The organism is Magnetococcales bacterium (assembly GCA_015232395.1).
In the GTDB taxonomy this organism is placed as follows: Bacteria; Pseudomonadota; Magnetococcia; order Magnetococcales; family JADFZT01; genus JADFZT01.
On record JADFZT010000002.1, the window covers coordinates 138,136 to 161,384 of the forward strand.

Genomic DNA, 23,249 nt, shown 5'->3' on the forward strand with positions numbered 1-23,249 from the left:
TGGTGGATCTGGTGGCTGTTGCAAGATGGCTGGTGGATCCGGCGGTTGCGGCAAGATGGCTGGTGGATCTGGTGGTTGTGGCAAGATGGCTGGTGGATCTGGCGGTTGTGGCAAAAAAATGTCTGGCCCAGGCGCGATGGGGGGCGGTTGTGGCAAGATGAAGGGGCGCGGCATGGGGAGGATGGACCATGCGGCCATGCATGCCCCGGGGTTGATGGGGTTGGGGTTTGATGTGGCTGATGACGCACGCTTGAAGAGGCAGTTGGGGGTTCTCTTTAAACGCCTCATGATGGATGAGATGCAAATCGGCGTCTGGAACACCTTTGCCAAGGGGATGCTTGATTGGTCTCAGGCGATAAACCATCTTCCGGCCCAAGTACAGGACCAGCCTGGAAATTCAGTGGAGCAGGCCATACAACATCTGCGTCATACCCAGCATCGTTTGGCGATGGAAAAGCATGCTATCAATAGTTATATCCACCTCTATGAACAGATGAACCCTCGGCAGCAGGCCCTGGCAGACATCTTTTCCGGATTTTAAATGGTGAAGCCGTGACCGGATATATGGCGGAATTGATTCTGGAGGACCAACCGGTTCTGATGTTTGGCGGTGGTCGGGTAGCCAGGCGCAAGTTGACGGGGCTGGTACCTGCCAAAGCCCATATCACGGTGGTGGCTCCTCACCTCGATCCCGGGGTGGCGGAGGGGGTGGCCATGGGGGAGATCCAACATGAAGCCGGTTTTTATTCCCTGGCCCGCCTGACCCGTGCACCTCGTCCGGTATTGGTGTTTGCCGCCACCGGGGATGCAGGGTTAAATCAAATCATCGCCGCAGCATGTCGGGAGCAAGGGCTGCTGTGCAACTCTGCTGATGATCCCCGATCAAGCTCCCTGCTGGTGCCAGCCGTGGTGCGGCGGGGCAAGGTGTCGGTGGCAGTCTCTTCCGGGGGATTGAGTCCATCTCTGTCGCGTCTGCTCAAAGAGCGCATCGACCGCTGGCTGGAAGGGGGATGGGGGGCGGTGGCTGATCTGTTTGGAGCTGAACGGGCACGGGTCAAGGAGAGCTTGCCGGTGGATCGGGTCCGGCACCGCTTTTGGCGGGAGACCGCTTTGGCCCTTGATGATGAAGAGAGGGTGGACGCCCCAGACAACAGCAGCTGGTTTGCCGCTCGACTCGACCAGGCCAAGGAAGTCAGTCGGGAAGAATCAGGGCAGTGAATTGGGAAGTGCCAGGGAAATGGGCCGGGAGGTGGGTTGCGACTGCCGCCATCCATCCTTACTAGCAGCTTTTCCCTGTTTTTTATCAATCATCTCAAGAGGATTCCCCACGGTGGGGTTTTTCTTGTCAGAATAGCACCACGATAACGATATGTTCGAAGTTTCCCTCACCATCGACTTTTGCTATGGCCATCGTCTTTTGGATTATGATGGCAAGTGCAAACATCTCCACGGCCACAACGGCAAAGCCCGGGTAGTGCTCCAGGGGGATAGCCTGGATAATCGGGGTATTTTGTTTGATTTCAAGGAGGTCAAACAGAAGGTCAAGGGGTGGATCGATGAGGAGATCGACCACACCCTGCTTCTGCGGGCCGACGATCCTCTGCTCCCTCTTCTGGAAGGACGGGAGGAGCGGGTGCGGGCCTTGACCGATAATCCCACCGCCGAAACCCTCGCCCGATGGATCCACACCCAGGTGACCACCTTTGGCTATCCCGTGGTCGAGGTAACGGTTTGGGAGTCTGACTGCTGCTCCGCCACCTATCGTTGACCCACCGGATTGTTCATCTGATCGAAGCCTGTTCCATTCCCCCGCATTTTTTTTTGATGGGCTGTCGATTTGCCGGAAGGGGGCTTTTTTCCAGGGCAGCCGATTGACGCGGCTGGGGCAGGGGACTATGCTGTCGAAGTTGAAATATATTGAGGGTTTATTCACAACTTCCAATCCCCGTCAGGGGAATCCCGGTGCGGGCATCCGGAGCCATTTAAGGGCAATCCATGAGCGACAAGGTCTTCATCACCGGGGGTGCCGGGTTTGTTGGTTGCGCCGTCAGCCGTCATCTATTGGATCTGGGCCACGAAGTAGCCCTCTACGACTCTTTTCTGAACTACGTCTTTCCCCTGGATAAAATCCACCTGGACAACCTGATGAATCGTTTGGCCACGGTGGAAAACGATGTCAAAGTTTATCGGGGTAGCACCGAAAATCAGGACTGCATGCGCCGGGCGATCATGGATTTCAAGCCCAACCGCATCATCCATCTGGCAGCCATGCCTTTGGCCAATCTGGCGGTGGATCACCCGGAGGAAGCGGTGCAGTCCATCGTCATGGGCACCCTGAATCTACTGCACATCGCCCGGGATCTGCCCCAGCTGGATCGCTTGGTGTATGTCTCCTCCAGCATGGTCTACGGTGATTTTCCCAACCGACCGGTGCAAGAGGACGATGCCAAGGATCCCAAAGAGGTCTACGGCTCCATGAAGCTTTCCGGAGAGTTGATGATCCGGGCCTTCAGCCGTCTGTTTGGTTTGCAAAGCACGGTGATCCGCCCCTCTGCGGTTTATGGTCCTACGGATAACAACCGTCGGGTGCTGGGTATTTTTCTGGAGAACGCCCTGACCGGCAAGCCGCTGATCGTAAAGGGAAGGGGGCATGCCCTGGACTTTACCTTTGTGGGGGATAGCGCCGCAGGCATTGCCAGCGCCGCACTCCACGAAAAGGCTGCTGGCAAAGCCTATAACATCACCCGGGGGCGGGGGCGAACCATTTATGACGCCGCCCAGATCGTCGCCAAGCTGGTGCCGGGCACTGAGGTGATCGAGGCTCCGGCGGATCCACGCATGCCGGTGCGGGGGGGATTGGATGTCTCTCTGGCCAAAAGCGAAATCGGTTTCAACCCCCAGGTGGATCTGGAAGAGGGGCTCGCCCAATATCACGCCTATCTGCAGGATCAGAGGCAGCGCGGTGTCTGGTGATCGGGCTATTGATGATTCGTTCCAGAGCCAAGATACCCTCACCTCATGGTTGGTACCCAACCTGTTCAATCATCCCGACCACATCCTCACCCCATGACCGACACCCCCATGCAGATTCCCTTTAACGCCCTGGATCGACAGTTTCAGCAACATCGGGAGGCGTTTCTCGGGATTACCGAACGGGTGCTCTCGGGAGGCCGGGTGTTGCAGGGGCCGGAAGTAGGGCAGTTTGAAACAGATGTGGCCCGCCTGTGTGACCGCCGGGAGGGGATTGCGGTGGGGTCTTGTACCGATGCCTTGGGCTTTGCCTTGATGGCGTGTGGCATCGGTCCGGGGGATGAGGTGCTGGTGACGGGGCTCTCTTTTATTGCCTCCCTCTCCCCCATTCTGCGGGTGGGCGCGCGTCCCCGCTTTGTGGATGTGGATCCCGCCTACGGCATGATGAATCTGGATCTCCTGGAAAGCCTGGTCACGCCGAAAACCCGGGCGATTTTGGCGGTGCATCTCTATGGACAAACTTTGGACATGGAGCGGGTCGAAGCCTTTGCCCGCAAGCATCACCTGGCGTTGATTGAAGATGCCGCTCAGGCGTTGGGGGCGGGAGACAACGGGCGGCCTGCTGGCAGCATGGGGGATGTGAGCTGCTTGAGTTTTGACCCGACCAAGGTGATCGGCTCTTTTTCCAGTGCGGGGGCCGTGGTGACCGACAACAGCGAAATAGCCCGGATCATCCGGCAGCTGCGCTATCACGGTCGAGAGCCTTCCACCCGTGCGTACGAAATGCCGGGCTACAACAGCCAGCTTTCCAGCCAGATGGCGGGAATGCTTTCCTATAAGCTGGGCCACCTGGAAGCCTGGAACCACCGGCGCAACGAATTGGCAGGGCTCTATCTGGATGGGCTCAAAGGGCTGAAGGGGGTGACCCTGCCCGCCATCCGCCCCGGTTCCAGCCATAACTGGCATAAATTTGTCCTTCAGGTAGATGATCGGGATGCCTTGAAAGCAGCTTTGGCCAAAGCCAGGATCCAATCGATGATCCACTATCCCCGGCCCCTGAGTGATGAGCCGATGACCCGGATCTTGGACCTGCCTGTGCAAGCCACCCGGGTGGAGGAGACCCGGCGTCTGTGTAGCCGGGTACTCTCTCTGCCGATTTTTCCAGAAATGACCGATGCCGAGGCCGCTTATGTGGTAGAGATTGTTCGGAGCCATTATGGCCACCATTGAGAACCAAACTGTGCGCAGGATTCAAACTGTGAGGTATCCCGGGCCATGACCGAAACCACCCCTTCCGATCCACTGGATGTCAGTGTCTGCATTCCGGTTTTTAACGAAAAATCGGCGCTTCGGGAGACGCTTCTGGAGTTGCAGGTGATGATGGCAAGCCTGCCCTACAGCTACGAATTTATCCTCATTGACGATGGCTCCAGTGATGGTTGCCTGGAGACCATCCGGGATATTCCCGATGTGCGCATTATCAGGCACCAGCGCAATCTGGGAGGAGGGATCGCCCGCTTGACCGGTATTCGCCGGGCGCGGGGAAGGTGGATTTTGCAGACCGATGCCGATGGCACCTATCCGGTGGAGCGGGTGCCGGAGATGCTCAAGCAGATGGAACAGGCCGACATGGTGATCGGTGCCCGGGTGCGGGAGAGTGCCACCGATTGGCGTTGGCTCAGAATCATGATGAAGGGGCTGCTCAAATGGCTCGCTTCCATCATGGCGGGCTATCGCATTCCGGATCTTAACTCCGGGCTCAGGGTTTATGATCGGGAGCTGGCCCTCCACTACGCCTATCTCTATCCCCCGGGCCACTCCATCATGTCCACCATGACCCTGGCTTTTTTGACTGATCGCCACCGGGTCGAGTTTGTCGCCATCGACTATAACGTCCGCAAGGGGCCTTCGAGCTTTCATCCCATTCGGGACACCTATAACTATTTCATCACTATTTTGCGCACGGTGGTCTTTTTTGATCCGTTGCGGGTGTTGATGCCGGTGGTGTTGGGATTTGGTCTGGTGGCACTTCTGTTTAGCATCCGCAATTTGATTCTCTTTGCTTCTTTGGGGAGCGTGCCGCCACTGCTGTGGCTGGTGGCCTTTCTGTTTTTTGTCCTCGCCATCCTTTCCGATCAATTTTCCCGCATTTCCCGGCAGATCAGGCATGGCCGCATCCTGAATCTTTACGATCGGGTCATCGTTGAGGAAACGGAGCCGTGGCAAAAAGAGTCCTGATCCTGGGTGCCGGTGCCCAGGCCCGCTATATTCTCAACACCCTCTCCCTGCTGGGGGATCGTCAGGTGTTGGGGCTGCTGGATACCTTCGACAATCCCGACATCCATGGCAGCCAAATACGGGGCGTCACTGTCCTGGGGGGGCTTTCGATGCTGGATAGTCTGCCAGCCGCTCCCAATCTGCAACTCATCACCGCCATAGCCAATCTGGATCAAAAACAGCAGATCGTGGCTCGGATGCAGGCTCGGGGCTATCGCTTCGGCAACGCCATCCACCCCCGGGCTATTCTCGCTTCAACCGTTACGGTAGGGGTGGGGTGTGTCATCAACGCCGGAGTGGTGGTGGAGGATGGGGCGGTGATCGGCGATCATGTCATCATCCATGCCGGGGCCGTGGTGGAGCACGACAACGTAGTGGGGGATTTCGTCAATATCGGCCCCGGGGTGACCACCGCTGGTAGAGTCCGCATGGCGCGGGGAGCGACTCTCTATACCAACGCCACTCTCTTGCCGGATCGCGTGATTGGGGCCGGGGCGGTGGTGGGGGCCGGGGCGGTGGTGACCCGGGATGTATTGCCCGCTCAGGTGGTGGTTGGGGTTCCGGCTCGGCCTATCCAGGAGCGATCCTCTGGGGCTTCTGTTGGTGGTGCCTCATCTTCTGAGCCATCCTCTTCCGATATTTCTTCCCCTGAGCCATCTTCTTCTGATGTTTCTTCGGTTTCCACTTTTTACTTGAATACTTCCGGTTGATCCCATGTGCGGCATTGTCGGCATCGTGAGGTTTGACGGCAGGCCGGTAGAGCGGGAGGAGCTGGACCGGCTCAATCGCGCCCAGATCCATCGGGGGCCTGACGATGCTGGGCTGTTTCTGGAGGGGGGGGTGGGGTTGGCCATGCGCCGTCTCTCCATCCTTGATCTGGAACAGGGTCGGCAGCCCATGACCAGCGCCGACGGTCATCTGGTGATCGTCTTCAACGGCGAGTGCTACAACTTTCGTCAGATTCGGGCCGAGCTTCAGAGCCTGGGCCGTGCTTTTCGCACCGATTGCGATACCGAAGTGGTGCTGGAGGGGTATGGGGTGTGGGGGGCCGGGGTGCTGGATCGCATGATCGGCATGTGGGGGCTGGCGATCTATGATCGGCGCAGCAAAGAGCTTTTCCTGGCTCGGGATCGTCTGGGCAAAAAGCAGATCTATTATGGCTTGGAGGGGGGAGAGCTGGTGTTCGGCTCGGAGATGGCCACCCTGCCGCTTCACGCTTCCCGCTATCGCCGGGTGTGTCGTTCATCCATCGGCGAATTTTTGACCCACAGCTATATTGCCGGCCCCCATACCGCTCTGGAAGGGGTCTCCCTGTTGCCGGAGGGGCACTATGCCAAAATATCGGCTGGTGGGGCGCTGCAACTGACGCGCTATTGGGATCTCAACGCCCCGGATGGGGATCCCGTGCCCGGTAATCGTGATGAAGCGGCTGAAGCGTGCTATGCCCTGCTGCGGGATTCGGTGCGTCAGCGTCTGGTCTCGGATGTGCCGGTGTCGGTGATGCTCTCTTCCGGGCTTGATTCTTCGGCCATCGGTTATCTCCTGGCGCAAGAACTGGATGCGCCGTTGCAGGCCTTTTCCATCGGTTTTGGCGACCGGGATTTTGACGAAGCGGCGGACTCCGGAGCCTTTGCCCGGCAGATGGGCATTCCCTGGCAGACGGCCCACCTGACCGGGGAGGCGGTGGCGGACCATTTTGAAAATCTCATCGATCACTCCTCCTCGCTCCAGGGCAACACCGCCCAGATCATCTACTATCACGTCAATCGCATGATTGGTGAGGCAGGGTTCAAGGTGGCGCTCAATGGCAGCGGTGGGGATGAGCTGTTTGCCGGTTATCGCACCTATCAGGCGGATACTCTCTTCAAGGTGTGGCGGCGGCTGCCGGGGTGGCTGCAAAAGAGTGTCACGGGCGGGGTTTCCCTGATGCCAGCCCAGATGGGTCGGGTTTCCCTCGATTATATGCTCAAGCAATTCACCCGCTGCCCCTACGACTCTCCCTCCCAAGCCCACGGTTACTGGCGCCATATCTTTTCCACCGATGAGCTGACCCAACTGCTGGACCCCACCATTCCGGCTCACCCGGCAGCGCTTTATGATCGGGCTTTTGGGGAGATCGGGGGGGATCCCGAGATCATCAATACCCTGCTTCGGGCCGACCTCAAGGCGTGGCTCGGTCCCATGCTTCCCTGGGTGGATAACGTCTCCATGGCCCATAGTGTGGAGCTGCGTTTACCCTTTCTCGACCATCGTCTGGTACAAAAGGCGCTGAATTTGCCCCCCCATATGCTTTTTCAGGGCTGGAAATTGAAGGGGCTTATGAAGCGGTTTTTAAACCACCGACTGCCCCACGACACCCTCCACCGCCGCAAACGGGGAACCCACCTGCCCTTGGGCCGCTGGTTGAATGGACCATTGGCTGAACTGGCTGATCACTATCTCTCCCCCGAAACCGTCCAGGGGCATGGCTTGATGGATCCCACGATGGTCGCCAACCTGTTGCAGGCGCATCGGGAGGGGCGGCAGGAAAACACCTTCAAGCTTTGGAACCTGATTGTCCTGAACGCCTGGATGGAGCGGTTTGGTATCTCGGGGTAGGGGAGAGGGTCCGGGTGTAGGGTCCGGGGGGAGGGTGGATGGCTATTTTCAGGACTCTCCCGCTTTTGGCGTCGCTGGGGTTTTGGAGTGATTTGTGCATAAATTGGCCGAGTCTTACACTTGATTGAGGGGGAAGATCCATGGTGGCTACCAGTCCGTCTATGAATCGGGCACTTTTGGACTATATCCGCTGTCCGCGTAATGGCAGCCGTCTGGTTTTGGCGAATCAGGATGGGGAGCCTGTTGTCGATGGGGAACTTCTCTCCACCGAGGGGGGGCATCGCTATCCAGTGCGCTTTGGCGTGCCGATTTTGCTGGCGGATCCAACCGAAGAGGAGCAATTTACCGGGGTCAACTTTGCCGAGCAGTGGGGGCTTTTTGATCAAGTGGGGGGGCTGGGGGAGGAGTTTGAGGAAAAGCAGACAGCGGAATATCTCCACCCCATCGAGATGCAGGCATTTTCCGGCCAGTTGGTTTTTGAGGCAGGATGTGGCTATGGCCGCAATCTGCTTATGGCGCAAAAATCCGGGGCTGCCCTGACCATCGGCATGGATGTGGGGGAGGCGGCTTTTATTGCCAAGCGGCGGGGGGTGGATGCCCTCATCGGGGATATTCTCAATCCCCCGGTGGATAGGGAACGCTTCGATGTGGTCTTTACCTTCGGTGTGCTCCAGCACGTTTCCGATCCCCACCTGGGGTTTCAAAAGCTGTTTCAACTGCTTAAACCCGGTGGGCTCTACAGCCATTCGGTCTACTCTCTGGAAAACAACTGGTTTTTGGTCAATCTTTTCACTCCGGCCCGGGAAAAAATTTTCCGTCATCTGCCGGTGTGGGCCAAGGTGACCCTGTCGATGATGTTGGCGGTGCCGACCTGGCTTTTTTTCTGGCTTTTTTATGCCCCCTTTTCTTTTTCCGAAGGATTGAATGGCTGGGCTTCGAAGCGGCTTTTTTATTACGATTTTGCGATGCTCTTCGTCAAAAAACTGGGCTTCAAGACGTGGGTGGCGCAACTCTTCGATCATTTTAACGCCCCACTGGTCACCTATTTTTCCCGGGAGCAGCTGGAAGGGTGGTGCGATGAGCTGGCGTTGTTGGAGCGCTACTACTATTTCCGCAACCAAAATACCTGGAACTTTGGTGGCGTGAAGCCCAAGCTCGGGGTTGACTGATCCCATCCTGGATTTTCCACGGGTATCTCTCTTCTGAAGGATGGTTGTCTGAGACAAATTCTGGTTCAAACGATGAATTTAAGGTTATCGTTTGAACTTCATTCAAAACCGAAAAATTTGCCACAGAGAACACAGAGGTCACAGAGGTCACAGAGGAAAAGCATGAACAACAGCTGAATATTCCGACCACTACCGGGCACGAGTTTGGCCCGATTTTGGTTTTCTCTGTGTTCTCTGTGCCCTCTGTGGCTAAATATTTTTTTGTTCGATTTACCTATTGAACCAGAACTGGTATGAGACCCCATGTTCGACGCCCAACATCCCCTCTGGTTCAAGCGCCTGATTCTCTTCTCCCTGTTCGCCATCGTGCTGCTGGGGGGGGTGCGGATGCTGCCCCAGTTTGCGTTGATCCCCCTGCTCGATCCGCCCTTTACCCATCTCGAACAGGAAAATGGGGTGGTGGAGATCGACCTTTCTCCCATTGAGTTGAGTCGTTTCAGCCGCCAGGATCAGCGTCCACCGGTGGGCAGTGTTTGGTCCGGCTGGACCCCTCTGAAATCCGTCCAAAGTTTTTCCGAACTGCAAACCCTCGCAGCTGAAAATAGCGGTGTTTCAGGAGCTTCCCCCAGGGGCTATTTCCAGGATGGCAACCAGCTGTGGATTGTGGGGGGGCAGGGGGCTTCTTTGCACTATGTCACCCTTTTTCCCTTTGCCCACACCTTGGGGGTCACCCATAAATCGATCCTGATTCGTTCGGTGCTCTGGCAGACCTTGGCAGCGGGGGTGATTTATGTCCTTGTCGCTGGACTTCTGCTCTTCACCGCCTGGGTGGTGGTCCGGCGATTTTCCGGTTTTTATGGGCCGCGCTATCGGAGACTCCTGATCCTTGCCATGGCGCTCTGCCTGGGATTGGAGCTTTTGCCCAACTGGCACACCTTCATCATCGGCGACGACTCCCCGGGTTACCTCTCACCCCCCTTTCAAACCTCCCGTCCTCCGGTCTTTCCCGCCTTGGCCATGGCTGTTTCCGGGAGTGACGCTTTGCGAGGGGATGCCGACGGGATGGTGCACGAAAAATTTTATGTGGCCGCTCCCGATGGTCGGGATCAGGGACTTCTGCGGGTGGTGCAGGGGCAAAAGGTGATTTTGGCGTTTGCCTGGCTTTTGCTGGCCGCCCTGTTGATGCGACGTTATTCCCCTCCCCTGGTAGCCCTTCTGTTTTTGGGAATGACCTTCCTGGCGCCTGGCATTCTCGATACCGGTCGCCACACCCTGATTGTGCCGGATGGGCTGTTTTGGTTGGTTTTTTTGGGGGGGAGTGGCGGTTTATGGTGGTGGCTCAAGAGGGGAAGAACTCTCTTCGGGGAGCGGGGTAGCCCGGTATCTCTGTCAGATGAAACTCCGAACCTTCTCCAAAGCAGGCCACGCGCCACTCTTCTCACCCCCCTCTTGCCGCTTCTGGCCCTCTTGCCTCTCCTGGGGATTGCGCTACTCATCACGGTGTTGGCTTTCACCTTGGGCCAGACCGGGCTGGTGATGACGGAGATCAATTTTTTGCTTTCCGAAACCCTGGCCCAGAGTGTGTTGGCGCTCCTGGCTGGGGTGGGGGTGCTGTTTTTTGGGGGGGGGCAGGCCCGCTGGTTGATCGCGGCTGGGGCGCTCTGCGGTATTTTATACATGATTCGCCATGCCGGGATTTTTGGAGTGGTGTTTTTCGGATGGATGGCGCTTTTTGGTCTGTGGCGGGATTGGCGCCGATATGTAGGACCGATGGCGTTGGCGATGGCCTGTTTTGTGGCGGTTGCCTCCATGCAATCCTTCCACCGCTACCAGGAGCAGGAGATCGTCGAAGTAGCGCCAGTCTTTTCTCTGGTGTTGGCGACCCTGGCTTTGCAGTTTGCCGATGAATCAGACCTGGCTCACCAGCCCGATCCCCTGCATCGACGCTATCTCCGGGAGGCACTGGCGCTGAAAAAAACCGAGGACGCCAAACGAGTGCTGGAGTTCGAAGCCTATCGCCAGGCTGGGGCCCAAAACCTGCCCTCCCTGAAAATCATGGCCTTGAACACCAACATGTATCGGGTGTTGAAACCTCTGGCCAATGGTTTTTCCGAGGTGAGCGGGCTTTCCAGAGAGGTGTTCTACCAGACGTTGGGACATAACGTGCTGCCCCGGCATCTCTGGGACTGGACCCAACACGCCGTGGGTTCCTTTTGGAATGGCAACGAAACCGTCTCCCGCTTGAGCCGCTATGTGCCGGGGTGGTTGCTGATGGGCGTGGTGGTGGGGCTGGGGGTATGGCTGGGGGGGGCGGTCGGCTGGTTGGCCATTTCTCTGCTGACCACCCATATCGCCTCCATCGGGATTGTGGCGCTTTTCGATGTGCCGGTGGGGCGCTATATCTATCTGGCTGAGCCTCTGCTTGCGGTGGCGATGTTTATACTCATCCTGAGCGGGATCGAGCGGCTTTTTGGGGCTACGCCAGCCGACGCTTCTGCCTGAGCGTGCCCGCTGACAATCCCACCGCCAAGCGGGCGAGTAGGGTAAAGAGCAACCCACCAAACGCCCAGATCCCCAGTGAAATTTCGATCTCGATGAGGGAGGGGGTATACTCGACCACCTCTCCCAGAGGGGTGGGGATGAAGGCGGGAACCACAAGCCCCAAGCCCTTTTCCGTCCAGATTCCCCCCAAAGCCAGTAAACAAGCCCCGTTCAACAGCCAGCGACGATGGCGCCAGGGTCGTATGATCAGGATCAATCCGGCAAGCCCATTGGCGGCGATGGCCAGGCGCACAGGCAAGGTCAAGGCATCCGCCCCGGGGAGACCCCAATAGAGATATTGGGCGGAGAGGGCGTGTTCGGTGTGGCGGTAAAAGTGGATAAAAAATTCCGAGCCCAGGAGAAACAGATTGATCACCATGGAGACCGCGACGATACCGGTCAGGGTGCGCTCAACTGCGTGGTGGAGGGTAAACTCTGAAATTCCATCCAGCAGTCGAAAGGTCAGGATCATCAGCGCCCCTCCAGCGGCAAAGGCTGAAGCGATGAAGCGGGGGGCCAGCACAGCGCTATACCAGAAGGGGCGGGCGGGATTGCCCGAGAGCATGAAGGCGGTCACCGTGTGAATGGCGATGCCGAGCACTATCGCCCCGATCAGCCAGGGCTTCAGCTTTTTTTTGCTTAAGGGTCGGCCTTGATACTGCCCCTTGAACTGGATAAAAACCAAACTCGCGTTCAGCAGTAGATAGGCCGTCAGTACCACCATGTCCCAGGCCAGAATCGAGGTGGGAAAGTGGAGAGTGCCGATCAGGGGCAAGGCGTGCCAGATGCGCAGGGGTTGTCCCAGATCCACGAAGACGAAGAGCAGGCTCATGGTGACCGCAGCAATGGCCAGACACTCCCCCAGAAGCACCACGCTACCCATCTCCTGGCGCTGAAAAAAGACCACCGGAATCAGCAGGATCACGGCAGCCGCCGCCACCCCCACCAAAAAGGTGAAGTTACCGATATAGAGCCCCCAGAGGATCTGATCCCCCATCCCCGTCACCTGGAGCCCCAGGGTAAACTGCTGCCCATAGGCCCACACTCCGAGCAGGACAAACCCCAAAAGCCCCCCACACCAGAGCTGAAACCCCGTACTGCTCTCCAGGATATGCCCCAGCATCGCCCTGAAAAAGGCCCGAGGGGCAGGCTTGGATTTTGGCTCGGCGGGTTTGGTTCGTTGGGTGGCAGGGGTCATCGTTCGGAAAAATACCAAAATGTGGGTTCGGTCCCCATCTCTTCTTTCAAGCGGTAGACCGGTTTGTTGGCCAGAATCCAGCGAATTTCACTCCCGGGATCCAAAATATTGCCGAAGATCCGTGCACCCGTCGGGCAGGCCTCCTGGCAGGCGGGTTGTTGGCCCTTGCGGGTGCGCTGGATACAAAAGGTACACTTTTCCATCACCCCTGATGGGCGGGGTCGATTGCCCAGATAATGGGTTTGGGGGGTGACCTCCTCTGGCGGGATGACTGGTTTTTTCCAGTTAAAATGGCGCGCCCAATAGGGGCAGGCCACCCCGCAATAGCGGCAGCCAATGCACCAGTCATAATCCACCACCACAATGCCGTCGGGCTCCTGCCAGGTGGCCCCCACCGGGCAGGCTTGCACACAGGCGGGATCTTCACACTGCTGGCACTGGATGGGGAGATACCATTTGCCGGGTTCCGGCGCGCCTGCCCCGTGGTGGTGGGGCTCTCCCCGATCCAGACGTCGCTCCCCCTGATCCAGTTTCACCACCCGGATGTTTTCCAGGGTGTCGTTGCGTCCGCAGTTGTTTTCCTCGACACACGCGGTCACACAGTGACGCAATCCTTTGCACTTGGAGAGATTCAAGGCATAGCCAAAGCGCACGTTGGGCTGGGGGAGGGTGTTTTTACATTGGATATCCACCCCATGCTCCCGCTTGGCTCGCCGCTCGATGCGGGCCAGTGCGGCGGCGACCTCTTCTGGACTCATGCGCCGATAGTGCGTCTGAAACAGGCTGGCCAGAGAGTCCATGAGGGGGCTGCCGTCATCCTCTTTTGATGCCCCCGAGGTGGAGGCAATGGCGGTGGTGGTCGCAGCGGCGGTCAGCACCCCGGCCACTCCTCCCAATAGTTTGCGCCGACCGGGGTCCGGTAGGGCGTCGCTATCGTTGGATTTTGGAAGCGGACCCAAAGGTGGCCCGGAGCCGCCGGCATGGGAATCGTTGGGATCCGGTTTTTGGGTGGGGATTCGCTCGGGACTTCGGGTGGAATTGTCAGCGGCCATGGTCGCTCTGGGCAGCCTTGGTAAGAGGTGGATCCGGGGGGCGCTTCCAGGCTGGGTGGTGGGGGTTGTGACAGCTGAAACAGCGTTGAATCGTGCGGGGCCCCTGCCAGTTGCCCACCCGCTTGCCGTGGGCGCCAAACTGCCAATCCCTGACTTGGGCCGGGTGGCAGAGGGCACAGGTGCGATGACCTTCTTCAAAAGCAAAGCGGGCTCCGGCTGGCAGCTTCAAGATGTCGGGTTCTTCGGTATCGTGGCAGTGGTAGCACCAAAAGCGCCCCCCCCCGTGTTTGTTGGCAGGGGCACCGTGCCCCCAAAGGGCCTGATGGGGTTTGTTCAGGTGACGAGGAGTGGGATTGGCAGGCCGCCAGCCGTGGCAGTTGACGCAGTCAGCCTTGGCGGGCTGGCCGTGGAGTTTAAAAGGGGGGGCTGCCCGGGGGGTGGCTACCCCCTTCACCGGTTGAATGCCAGTCGCCTCGGCTGGCGTTCCGGCAGTCATGCCAGCCACCTCCTGGCTGAAAAGGGCGGTGGGGAGGCCCAACCATAAACCAAGCAGGGTGGCAAGACCCAAAAGAAGCCTTCTCTTTGGCTGGATCGTGAAGGAGGAGCAGATTATCAACGGGAGCGGCTGCATGGAAAGGGGTTATAGCATCCACCCGAGAGCAGGCCAACCGATCTTTTTGGGTGTGTTCCCTATGGCGTGCTTTCCTCGACGGGGGTGAGGGTGCCCTTGGGAGTGGAGGGGGGCTCATTATCGGTGTCAGGGGCTGGATTATCACTGGCATTGGCATTGGCAGAGGGAGCGACCCCTTCCACTTCAGCCCGGAGAATTTTTTCCAGCCGTTTGCGGGCGGTGGTAAAGTTGCGAAACCATTTTTTGGGGTCGGGTCCAGGGCGGGAATCCACCAGATCCTGACACATTCCGGCCAACTCCGTGGCCCCCAGGGTGAGGAGGGGGTCCAGCAGTTGCCGGGCGCTCTCCCGGGCAGGGCGGATTTTATTGCGCTTGATCCCTTCCGCCATCCAGCCGCTGCTCTCCTCCAGGTTTTTCAGGAGCAGGGCCACCGCTTGGACAAAACCATCCCCACCCGTTCGGCGTAGTTGCTTGACCACCGGATAGTCTACCGGGTCATTTTTGCTTGGGGAGTCCTTATGGAGTTCCCCTACCCATCGGGTCAAAATACCCTGAAGGTGTTGGGGCAGGATGGGTCTTTCCAGGGCGTCGTCGAAACCCGCTGCCAGAGAGCGGCTGCGGCCCCGGCGGCCATCCCCAACCAAGCCGATCAACAAGGGGGTGGAACTTTGATTGGCCAGGTTTTCGGCCCCTGGAAAATGGCTGCTTACCAAAGCCAGGGAAAAGAGTGAAAGGTCAAGCTTTTCCAAGGTTTCGCCATCAGATACGGCGGTGGCCTGGCAGCCCAGATCCATCACCATGGTACAGAGGAGCTTCCGGGCCGCAGGGTTGGGCTCCAGCACCAGAATGCGATGACCGAGCCAGGGGGGAGCTGGGGGCAGGGTGGCGGGGGGTGGGTTTTCGGAGAGGGGGGAGAGATGTTTTTCCACGCTGGCAGAGAGCATGTAACCCTCACCCCGCACGGTCTGAATGATCTGGGGCTTTTTGGTGTTTTCCTGTAGTCGGCCTCGCAGGCGGCTCACCATGATATCGATGGAGCGGTCGAAGGGCTCAGACTCTGATCTTTTGGTGAGGTTCAGCAGCTGTTCCCGATTGAGCACCCGATTGGGGTGGGTCAGAAAGGTGGTGAGCAGGCGCATCTCGCCATGGGTGAGGAGCACTTCCCGTCCCGTTGGAGAGAGGAGCTTTCGGGCGGAGCGATCCAGAGACCAGCCGGAAAAATGAAAAAATTCGCCGGGAGAAACCTCCTCGGATTGGGGCATTTGTCGGGTGCGGCGCAGGACGGTCTTGACCCGGGCGGCGATCTCCCTGGGAGAGAAAGGCTTGACCACATAATCGTCCGCCCCCATCTCCAAACCGATAATCCGTTCCACCTCTTCATTGCGGGCGGTGAGAATGATCACCGGCGTCAGGGTGTTGGCTCGAAGGTTTCGACAAAGCTCCAGACCATCACCGTCCGGCAGACCCAGATCCAAGATTACCAGATCGACCTTTTTGTGTTCCAAAACCTTGGTCATATCTCGGCCTCGGCCCACGGAACTAATGCGGTAGCCCCCTTTGGTGAGAGCCTTTTTCAGGAGTTTGCGGACATCCGGATCGTCGTCTACGACCAAAATGTGATCAGTTCTGGCACCCATGGGATACTCTGGTTTGTTTTATTGATGGATTGCGGTTGATTGAGGCTTTGCCTATGGAGAAGTGTCTGGATGATTATATTTTACCACACGCCGTTCTTTGAAATAATTTTGCAGCCTCTGCCTTTTCCTGGGTACGGGTAAAAAACTGTCCGGAGGGTGAGGAAAAGGGGTCGCTTGTCAGCTGGTTTTCATTCAGTAGAGCAAATAGAGTTTATTCCGCAAAGAGTCATTTGATTGATCAGTCTGAATGTTTGTCAATGAATCCTCATCTGAAGACATTTTGATACATTTCGGAGGCAAAGGGAACAAGCTGTCGTGGTGGGAGGCTTTTTTTTGCAAATTTTTTTCTTTTCTTTCCCAGGATAAATTTTTTTTTTAAGTAGCCGGGGCGCTTTTTGGGATGCTAAAAAATAACCGGATGTTTATATTTGTCGTTTTGGGGGGAGTAAACGGGCTTCACTCCTTCGGATCTATCGAATAAATAGGGACACCTTTGATTGATTTGCCACTCTTTATAATGAACAGCCCAAGACGATATGCATGGTTATTGGTCGTTGCAGCGTGCCTGCTGGCCTCTCCAGGGTATGGCAATGAGGCGCTTGTTCTGCGCATTCATCCCTACCTGGGCGCCTCCAAACTGATCGAAAAATTTACGCCACTGGCCAACCACATCGCCACCGTTTTGGAAAAACCGGTACGAATCCGAATCTCTCCGGATTATAAGGATCACATACGCGCTATCGGCCAAGGGGATTTTGACCTGGCTTATCTGGGGCCGATGCTCTATGTCCAGACCGCTGAAAAGAGGGCTGATCTACCGATTTTGGCGCGGCTGGAGGTGAACGGTAGCCCCACCTTTCGGGGGGTGATTTTTGCCCGGCAGAAGAGCAGTCTGGAAAAATTGGCAGATCTGGCTGGGAAAAAAATGGCCTTTGGGGATCCCAATTCCACCATGAGCCACCTGGTGCCCCGCTATATGCTGCTGAAAGCTGGCGTGAGCGAAGATCGGTTGGCAGAGTATGGCCATCTGAGCAATCATGAAAATGTGGCCCTGGGGGTGCTGATGGGGTTTTTTGATGGGGGCGCGGTCAAGGAGGGGGTTTTTTACAAATATCGCGATCGGGGGCTTAAGGCTCTCGCTTGGTCACCCCATATTTCGGAACATGTGATTGTCGCCAATGACCACTTTCCCCAAGGGGATATCGCCGCTTTACAAAAAAATCTTTACCAACTCCACCACTCCGAATCAGGGCAGGCGATCTTGCATGCCATCAAACCTTCAGTCTCTGCATTGGTTCCAGGAGAGGGGAGCGATTTTGATCCCCTGCGTGAAATTTTGCATGTTCTCTCCGAAGCCGGGATTTGGCCGTAGGGGTGTGGAACCTGTCTAAATTGTTTTCGAAAGAGTGATGACGGGATTGGCCTGGGAGGAGGAAATATCAGGCTTGAACCCTGGGCCGAATAAACGGTATCGTGTGGGGTTCGGACTGAGGGCTTGGCTTTGTGGATGCTGGAACTGGCTGAGGAGAGGGGGATTCCAGGCTATCCTGTTTTGGTTCAAATGGGGCGGCTTGGGAACGAAAACAAGAAGTTGAGGGTCTGATTCTTTTATGGGTGAAAATTTGCTGACATGTTTGGCCAAGGCAGGAATTTTTTTTACCTCTGGCCAAAATAGCGGGGGAGTGACTTTCACGCTAAATCCATCACCCCACCCGAGGGTGATTTGTCTTGCCGGGGAAGATTTCAGCAGGGGCTTGGCCTTTTGCCTGTGGCTGGAAAAGTCCAGCTTGGCTCGGGGGTGATCGGATGGAACCGCTTCATGATCCCCTGAACTACCAGTCTGCCCGGATCCTGATGGCCGATGACGACCCTGACATGCGTCTGCTTTTGGGTCGATTCCTGAAAAAATATGGTTACCGCATCACTGCAGCCTCCGATGGTCAGGAAGCGGTCCAGCAGTTTCAAGCTGGTGCTCACGATCTGGTCCTGCTGGATGCTGACATGCCGGTGTTGGATGGTTTTCAGGCCTGCGAAAATATGAAAGCCATCCCCGGCCTTGAAGGCGTCCCGGTGATCATGGTCACCGCCATGGATGATGACGCCTCCGTGGATCGGGCTTTTTCGGTGGGGGCGGAAGAGTTTATCACCAAACCCATCCATTGGGCGGTGCTTAAACAGCGGATCCGGCGCATTCTGGAGCGGCGGCAGCTGGAGTTGCGGCTGAAGGCCCAAGCCGAAATAGACCCCCTGACCCGGCTTCCCAACCGGACCCTTTTTCAGGATCGCCTCCGCCAATCCATGAGCCTGGCCTCCCGTAACCACAAAAAAGTGGTCCTGATGTTTCTCGATCTGGACCGCTTTAAGCTGGTCAACGACACCATGGGCCACGAGGCTGGGGATCGACTGCTGCAGGAAGCTGCCCACAGGCTGTCCAGTTGTGTGCGCAAATCCGACACCGTCTCCCGATTGGGAGGGGATGAATTTACCGTTATCCTGCCTGAGCTGGATCGGGTGGAACATGTGGAGTCCCTGGCCGCTAAAATGCTCTATCAACTGAGCTTGGGCTTTGACGTGGGGTGCCAGGAGGCCTTTGTTTCCGGCTCCATCGGTATCACCGTTTTTCCAGATGATGGCACCGACATGTCGGAACTTCTGAAAAATGCCGACAGCGCCATGTATCGGGCCAAAGATGCCGGACGCAACACCTTTCGCTTTTTTACCCCCGAAATGCACGCCCAGGCGTTGGCTCGTGTCTCCCGTGAAGAGGCTCTGCGTCACGCCCTGGAGCACTCCGAATTTAAAGTTTACTACCAGCCCCAGGTGGATACCGTCAGCAACCGGATCGTCGGGGTGGAGGCCCTGCTGCGTTGGGACCATCCTGAGGAGGGGCTGATTCCTCCCAGCGACTTTATTCCCCTGGCCGAAGAGACCGGTCTGATCGTGCCTTTGGGGGAGTGGGTGCTGAAAACCGTCTGTCACCAGGGCCAGGCATGGCTTGAAGCCGGTCACACCCTCCGCTGGCTGGCGGTCAATCTTTCCCCCCGTCAATTTGGGGAGAAGGATAATCTTTTAGGCTCTGTTGCGCGGATTCTCAAAGAGAGCGGTTTCCCGCCGGAGCGCCTGGAGCTGGAGGTTTCGGAAGGGATCATGATGGGGGATGTGGAGCAGGCGGTGGCCACCATGCAGGGGCTTCGGGATTTGGGGGTGCGTATGGCGGTGGATGATTTTGGTACCGGTTTTTCCGCCCTCGGGGTATTGCAGCGCTTTCCGATTCAGACCCTCAAGATCGACCGCTCCTTCATTCAGCAGCTGGACCGTGAAATGGGTGGTTCGGTGATTGTTCCCGCCATCATTGCCCTGGGTCAGCGTCTGGGCCTGACAGTGGTGACCGAAGGGGTGGAAACAAAAGAACAGGTGGCCAGGCTTGAAGAGGAGGGGTGTTCCAAGTTTCAGGGATTCTATTTTCATCAGCCCCTGCCCGCTCTCAAAATGGGCTCTCTGCTGATACAGGAGGGTGTTGATCCTGAGGCCCCCCCTCTGTCTCCTGTTTTACCACACCCTGCTGCCAATTAATCCATGCCGCTGCCCCGTTTTTCGGTTTGATCCACGGAGCAGGATATGTGGAATGGCCGATCTTTTTTTCTCACCAAAAGAGCTTTAACACCCGGGAACCCTGGGTTGATGAATGGGGCTCAGAACTTCTTGGCCAACATCTTTTCAAAGTCCACACTACACATGGGTCGTCCAAAATAGTAACCCTGGCCCATCAGGCAGCCTCGATCTTTGAGAAATTGCGCCTGCTCGGCACTCTCCACCCCTTCACCAATCACCTGGCGTTTCAGGCTATGGGCCAGGGAGACGATGGCTTCCACCAGCACGACTGTTTCCGGATCGGTGAGCACGTCTGGGACAAAGGCCCGGTCGATTTTGATGCCGTTGACCGGCAGCTGCTTCAGAATGCTTAAAGAGGAATAGCCGGTGCCGAAGTCGTCGAGCCAGAGATTGACCCCCAGATGGGTCAGGTGGTTCAACATGGACATGGCCCGCTCTTCATCCTCCATGAGAATGTTTTCGGTGATTTCCAACACCAGTGCCGTGGGGGGCAGGCCGGTTTCCCGGAGAATGCCCGGTATTTTGTCGTCGGTGGAAAGCTCTCGGCAGCGGGTGCAGGAAAGGTTGACGGTGATGAAAAAGTCGTCGAAATCGAACTGTTTGCGCCAAGTCTGAGCCTGGGTGCAGGCGGTTTGCAACATCCATTCGGTAAATTGGCTGATCAGGCCGATCTCTTCGGCCAGGGGGATGAAGGCGCTGGGGGAGACCCATCCTTTGGTGGGATGGTTCCAGCGGAGGAAGCTTTCCGCTCCGACCACCTTGCCGGTTTCCAGCTGGATGATGGGTTGATAGCGGATGACCAGTTGGTTGCGTTCCATGGCCCGGTGGAGATCTTTCTCCAGCTCCATGCGCTCCTGGGCTTCGGTGTGCATGTCGGGGGTGAAAAAGCGGAAGGCGTTACGGCCATCGTGTTTGGCGCGATACATGGCGCTGTCGGCATTGCGTAGCAAACCATCCACATCGTCCGCATCATCCGGATAGACCGTCACCCCCACCGATCCGGAGATGAACACCTCCTGGCCTTCGAGTATGAAGGGGGTGGCGAGCTGTTTGAGAATTTCGCCGGCGACCCTTTCGGCGAAGGGCCCCTTGGCCATATCCGGCAGAATGGCGGTAAATTCATCCCCACCCAGTCGGGCGACGGTATCGGATTTGCGCAGGACGCTGAGCAGTCGTTCGGAGACATCTTTGAGTAGTTGGTCTCCAGCCGCATGTCCCAGGGTGTCGTTGACCCATTTGAAGCGGTCCAGGTCGATAAACATCAAGGCGACCCGGGAGTTTTGACGGTTGGCGCGGACGGTCTCCTGGGTGAGACGGTCATAAAACAGGGTGCGGTTGGGCAGTCCTGTAAGATTATCGTAGTTGGCTTGGTGATGAATCCGCTCTTCCTGGCGTTTGCGTTGGGAAATATCCCGCATCACGGTGAAGAGGGCCAATTGTCCCTGGAAGGGGGTGGGGCCGGAAGAGGTTTCCATCTCGACGATGTTACCATCCGGCTTTTCCAGGCGGATTTCCGAGGCGGCCCATTGCTTTTCCCCGGAGATGATGTCGTGGGAGGCCTGGATGAATTTTTCCCGGGAATCTGGATGGAGGAGTTCGAAAAGATTATTGTCCAGGGGGGACTCCTGGTCAGGGGCATCGATGATTTTTCGGGCCGCAGGGTTGGCATAGAGAATGACGCCATCCCGATGAATGAGAATGCCTTCCTGCAAGGTTTGGGTCAGCTCACGGAAATCATCCTGATTTTTCGCGGTTTCCGAAGGGGGCTGGTTGCTTGATTGTTGGGTCATGCCTTTTTGATCCTGACAAAAAAAATCTTTTACGAATCCCAGGTTTCATCCATAAATAGCCATTTCAGCGAGTGGGCTGTCCTGGCGGGGATGTGGTGAAACGCTTTCATTGTAGGTTAAAAAGCGGATATGATGACAGGAGGAAATCGGAAACCGGCAGAAATGGCACCGGGTTTTTGGCAAAATTGGCCAGGAGAGACGGTTTGAGAGGATTGGCAGGGGTGTTCGTTTCAGGGGGCAGGAACCTCTGGATCGGCAGGAGGGCATGAAAGTTTTGGGCGTGACGGCCTTGATCCTGGCCATCATATTGATCTTCGTGCCTATCCTGGGGGGATATCTGGTGGTCATACCGGCGCTTTTTGCAGCTTTGGCTGGTGGAGCCGGGTTTACCCCGGGGATGGTGGCCCTGCTCCTCAATCTGGTCAATCTGCTGTTTTTATCACCCGTGATGGTCATGAACGTGACCGGGGGGATTAAAGCGGGTGACTCTCTCCCTCTGCTGATTTTTGGCGGGTTGATTCTGATACAGGTCGTGGCAGGGGTGATTTTATGGTCACGAAAGCGTAAATTGGATTTTTTGGTCAGAGAAGAAAACTTGATGAGACGACACCAGCAGGAGATGGGAGAGGTGGAGAACCATGGCGCCTAGTACACGTTTCCAGATGGTCAAACTGTCCCCCAGCCGCAAGGCTGAGCTTCTGGACGAAACCCGTTGGTCCAATGACCTGCAATGGCGGGATATTCAGGTCATCAGTAAATATATGACCCTCTACAACGTCCTCAAGGGGACGACCATCTTCAAACAGGGAGACCGCAACCTCTTTATGGGTTTGATTAAAAAAGGGGAGGTGGCTGTTCTGAAAGAGGATTCCGAACACGAAAATCGGGTGCTGGCCACCATCGGCAAGGATCGGACCCTGGGTGAGATGGCCCTGATCGACGGTGAACCCCGCTCCGCCACTGCCATCACCGCCCAGGATTCGGTGATGTTCGTGCTCTCCAAGGATAAATTCGAAAAGATGGCCGACAACGATCCCAAGGCCTGGGGTTGCCTGCTGCTGAAGATCAGCAAGTTGATGAGTCAGCGGTTGCGCAAGGCGAGCGGTGAGTTGATGGATTCACTGCCCAGTTGATCCCCGCTCTGGGGGCTTTGGGGGGAAGCTTTGTGGAGCCCCCCCCCAGGCATGATCCCACCTTCCTCCCAGCCACTTTGTCCGGGAGAGGGTGTTTGCGTTACTGGAAGTATTTTTTTCTCCGGAATTGTTTTTCTCTCCCAGGGAGCACTCCCGGGGGGGGCTGTTTCCGGCATGGAATCCTCTTCAAGGAGGAGTGAAGCACGGGTCCCCGGTTGATTCCCCCTCAGGCAAATCGATCCTCAATGACGACCTCTCCCAGGGGTAATTGCCCCCCTCTGGGGCGGGCAGGCTCCAGGGGCTTGCCGATGGCTACGAACATCGTCACCACATGGTCTTCCGGTAGTCCGATCAGCTCACTGACCGCTTTAAAATCAAAGCCATCCATGGGGCAGGAGTCATAGCCCATGGCCCGGGCTCCCAGCATCAGGGTTTGGGCGGCGATGCCGCAGGAGCGCATGGCCTCATCCCGCTGCACCCCCTCTTTATCCCGATAATAGTGTCCGATGGCCGGTACCATAAAATCCTGGTAACTATTCAGCTTCGTTAGACTGCATGAAGGAGGGCCGCTGACCTTCAAACAGCAATTGCAGGGCTTCGGAAGCGGAAACGCCTTGTTTGCGGCAGGTGGACAGATAACT

The 23,249-nt window shown here is 57.1% G+C and carries 21 protein-coding genes; 15 read left to right on the forward strand and 6 right to left on the reverse strand.

Features of this window, described 5'->3' with window-relative positions:
• The 11 genes from HQL52_01415 to HQL52_01465 form a co-directional block, all read left to right on the forward strand.
• A partial coding sequence (locus HQL52_01415; GenBank protein MBF0368087.1) for a hypothetical protein occupies window positions 1–161 on the forward strand: 161 nt, incomplete at its 5' end.
• A gap of 11 nt (window positions 162–172) precedes the next feature.
• Window positions 173–541, forward strand: coding sequence for a hypothetical protein (locus HQL52_01420; GenBank protein MBF0368088.1), 369 nt, complete (start codon window positions 173–175; stop codon window positions 539–541).
• Window positions 542–552: 11 nt separating this feature from the next.
• A complete protein-coding gene (locus HQL52_01425; protein MBF0368089.1) occupies window positions 553–1,218 on the forward strand; it encodes a bifunctional precorrin-2 dehydrogenase/sirohydrochlorin ferrochelatase in 666 nt (221 codons plus the stop codon).
• 151 nt (window positions 1,219–1,369) lie between these two features.
• Window positions 1,370–1,768: a 6-carboxytetrahydropterin synthase gene (locus tag HQL52_01430; protein MBF0368090.1), complete on the forward strand. Its 399-nt coding sequence runs from the start codon at window positions 1,370–1,372 to the stop codon at window positions 1,766–1,768.
• Window positions 1,769–1,995: 227 nt separating this feature from the next.
• On the forward strand, window positions 1,996–2,973 hold the full coding sequence (locus HQL52_01435; protein MBF0368091.1) for an NAD-dependent epimerase/dehydratase family protein: 978 nt from the start codon (window positions 1,996–1,998) through the stop codon (window positions 2,971–2,973).
• A 93-nt stretch (window positions 2,974–3,066) separates the two neighbouring features.
• The gene (locus HQL52_01440) at window positions 3,067–4,200 is read left to right on the forward strand and encodes a DegT/DnrJ/EryC1/StrS family aminotransferase (GenBank protein MBF0368092.1); all 1,134 of its coding nucleotides are present in this window, start codon (window positions 3,067–3,069) and stop codon (window positions 4,198–4,200) included.
• Window positions 4,201–4,245: 45 nt separating this feature from the next.
• Complete coding sequence (locus HQL52_01445) at window positions 4,246–5,208, forward strand: glycosyltransferase family 2 protein (GenBank protein MBF0368093.1); 963 nt, start codon at window positions 4,246–4,248, stop codon at window positions 5,206–5,208.
• A complete protein-coding gene (locus HQL52_01450) occupies window positions 5,190–5,957 on the forward strand; it encodes a NeuD/PglB/VioB family sugar acetyltransferase (protein ID MBF0368094.1) in 768 nt (255 codons plus the stop codon). Before HQL52_01445 ends, HQL52_01450 begins: the two co-directional genes overlap by 19 nt.
• Window positions 5,958–5,961: 4 nt before the next feature.
• On the forward strand, window positions 5,962–7,845 hold the full coding sequence (asnB, locus tag HQL52_01455) for an asparagine synthase (glutamine-hydrolyzing) (GenBank protein MBF0368095.1): 1,884 nt from the start codon (window positions 5,962–5,964) through the stop codon (window positions 7,843–7,845).
• 140 nt (window positions 7,846–7,985) lie between these two features.
• On the forward strand, window positions 7,986–9,014 hold the full coding sequence (locus tag HQL52_01460; GenBank protein MBF0368096.1) for a methyltransferase domain-containing protein: 1,029 nt from the start codon (window positions 7,986–7,988) through the stop codon (window positions 9,012–9,014).
• Window positions 9,015–9,317: 303 nt separating this feature from the next.
• Window positions 9,318–11,516, forward strand: a complete 2,199-nt coding sequence (locus HQL52_01465) for a hypothetical protein (protein MBF0368097.1) — start codon at window positions 9,318–9,320, stop codon at window positions 11,514–11,516.
• Here HQL52_01465 and nrfD read toward each other — a convergent pair.
• From nrfD to HQL52_01485, 4 genes are all read right to left on the reverse strand, one after another.
• Window positions 11,491–12,753, reverse strand: coding sequence for a polysulfide reductase NrfD (nrfD, locus tag HQL52_01470; GenBank protein ID MBF0368098.1), 1,263 nt, complete (start codon window positions 12,751–12,753; stop codon window positions 11,491–11,493). The genes HQL52_01465 and nrfD overlap by 26 nt on opposite strands.
• Window positions 12,750–13,805 (reverse strand): 4Fe-4S dicluster domain-containing protein, encoded by a 1,056-nt coding sequence (locus tag HQL52_01475; GenBank protein MBF0368099.1) that lies wholly within the window; start codon window positions 13,803–13,805, stop codon window positions 12,750–12,752. The genes nrfD and HQL52_01475 overlap by 4 nt, the downstream gene beginning before the upstream one ends.
• Window positions 13,795–14,373: a hypothetical protein gene (locus HQL52_01480; protein MBF0368100.1), complete on the reverse strand. Its 579-nt coding sequence runs from the start codon at window positions 14,371–14,373 to the stop codon at window positions 13,795–13,797. The genes HQL52_01475 and HQL52_01480 overlap by 11 nt, the downstream gene beginning before the upstream one ends.
• 122 nt (window positions 14,374–14,495) lie before the next feature.
• Window positions 14,496–16,073 (reverse strand): response regulator, encoded by a 1,578-nt coding sequence (locus HQL52_01485; GenBank protein MBF0368101.1) that lies wholly within the window; start codon window positions 16,071–16,073, stop codon window positions 14,496–14,498.
• A gap of 547 nt (window positions 16,074–16,620) precedes the next feature.
• Between HQL52_01485 and phnD the strand changes: the two genes are divergently transcribed.
• A complete protein-coding gene (gene phnD, locus HQL52_01490) occupies window positions 16,621–17,445 on the forward strand; it encodes a phosphate/phosphite/phosphonate ABC transporter substrate-binding protein (protein MBF0368102.1) in 825 nt (274 codons plus the stop codon).
• Between the two features lie 434 nt (window positions 17,446–17,879).
• The gene (locus tag HQL52_01495; GenBank protein MBF0368103.1) at window positions 17,880–19,646 is read left to right on the forward strand and encodes an EAL domain-containing protein; all 1,767 of its coding nucleotides are present in this window, start codon (window positions 17,880–17,882) and stop codon (window positions 19,644–19,646) included.
• 119 nt (window positions 19,647–19,765) lie between these two features.
• Here the strand turns inward: HQL52_01495 and HQL52_01500 are convergent, their stop codons facing one another.
• Window positions 19,766–21,475 carry an EAL domain-containing protein gene (locus HQL52_01500; GenBank protein ID MBF0368104.1) on the reverse strand — a complete coding sequence of 570 codons (1,710 nt, stop codon included), beginning with the start codon at window positions 21,473–21,475 and terminating at the stop codon, window positions 19,766–19,768.
• A 265-nt stretch (window positions 21,476–21,740) separates the two neighbouring features.
• Here HQL52_01500 and HQL52_01505 point away from each other — a divergent pair, with 265 nt between their 5' ends.
• Window positions 21,741–22,124: a hypothetical protein gene (locus HQL52_01505; GenBank protein MBF0368105.1), complete on the forward strand. Its 384-nt coding sequence runs from the start codon at window positions 21,741–21,743 to the stop codon at window positions 22,122–22,124.
• Window positions 22,114–22,608 (forward strand): Crp/Fnr family transcriptional regulator, encoded by a 495-nt coding sequence (locus HQL52_01510; GenBank protein ID MBF0368106.1) that lies wholly within the window; start codon window positions 22,114–22,116, stop codon window positions 22,606–22,608. Before HQL52_01505 ends, HQL52_01510 begins: the two co-directional genes overlap by 11 nt.
• A 226-nt stretch (window positions 22,609–22,834) precedes the next feature.
• Here the strand turns inward: HQL52_01510 and HQL52_01515 are convergent.
• Window positions 22,835–23,249 (reverse strand): nitroreductase family protein (locus HQL52_01515; GenBank protein ID MBF0368107.1); only part of this gene is annotated, 415 nt, incomplete at its 5' end.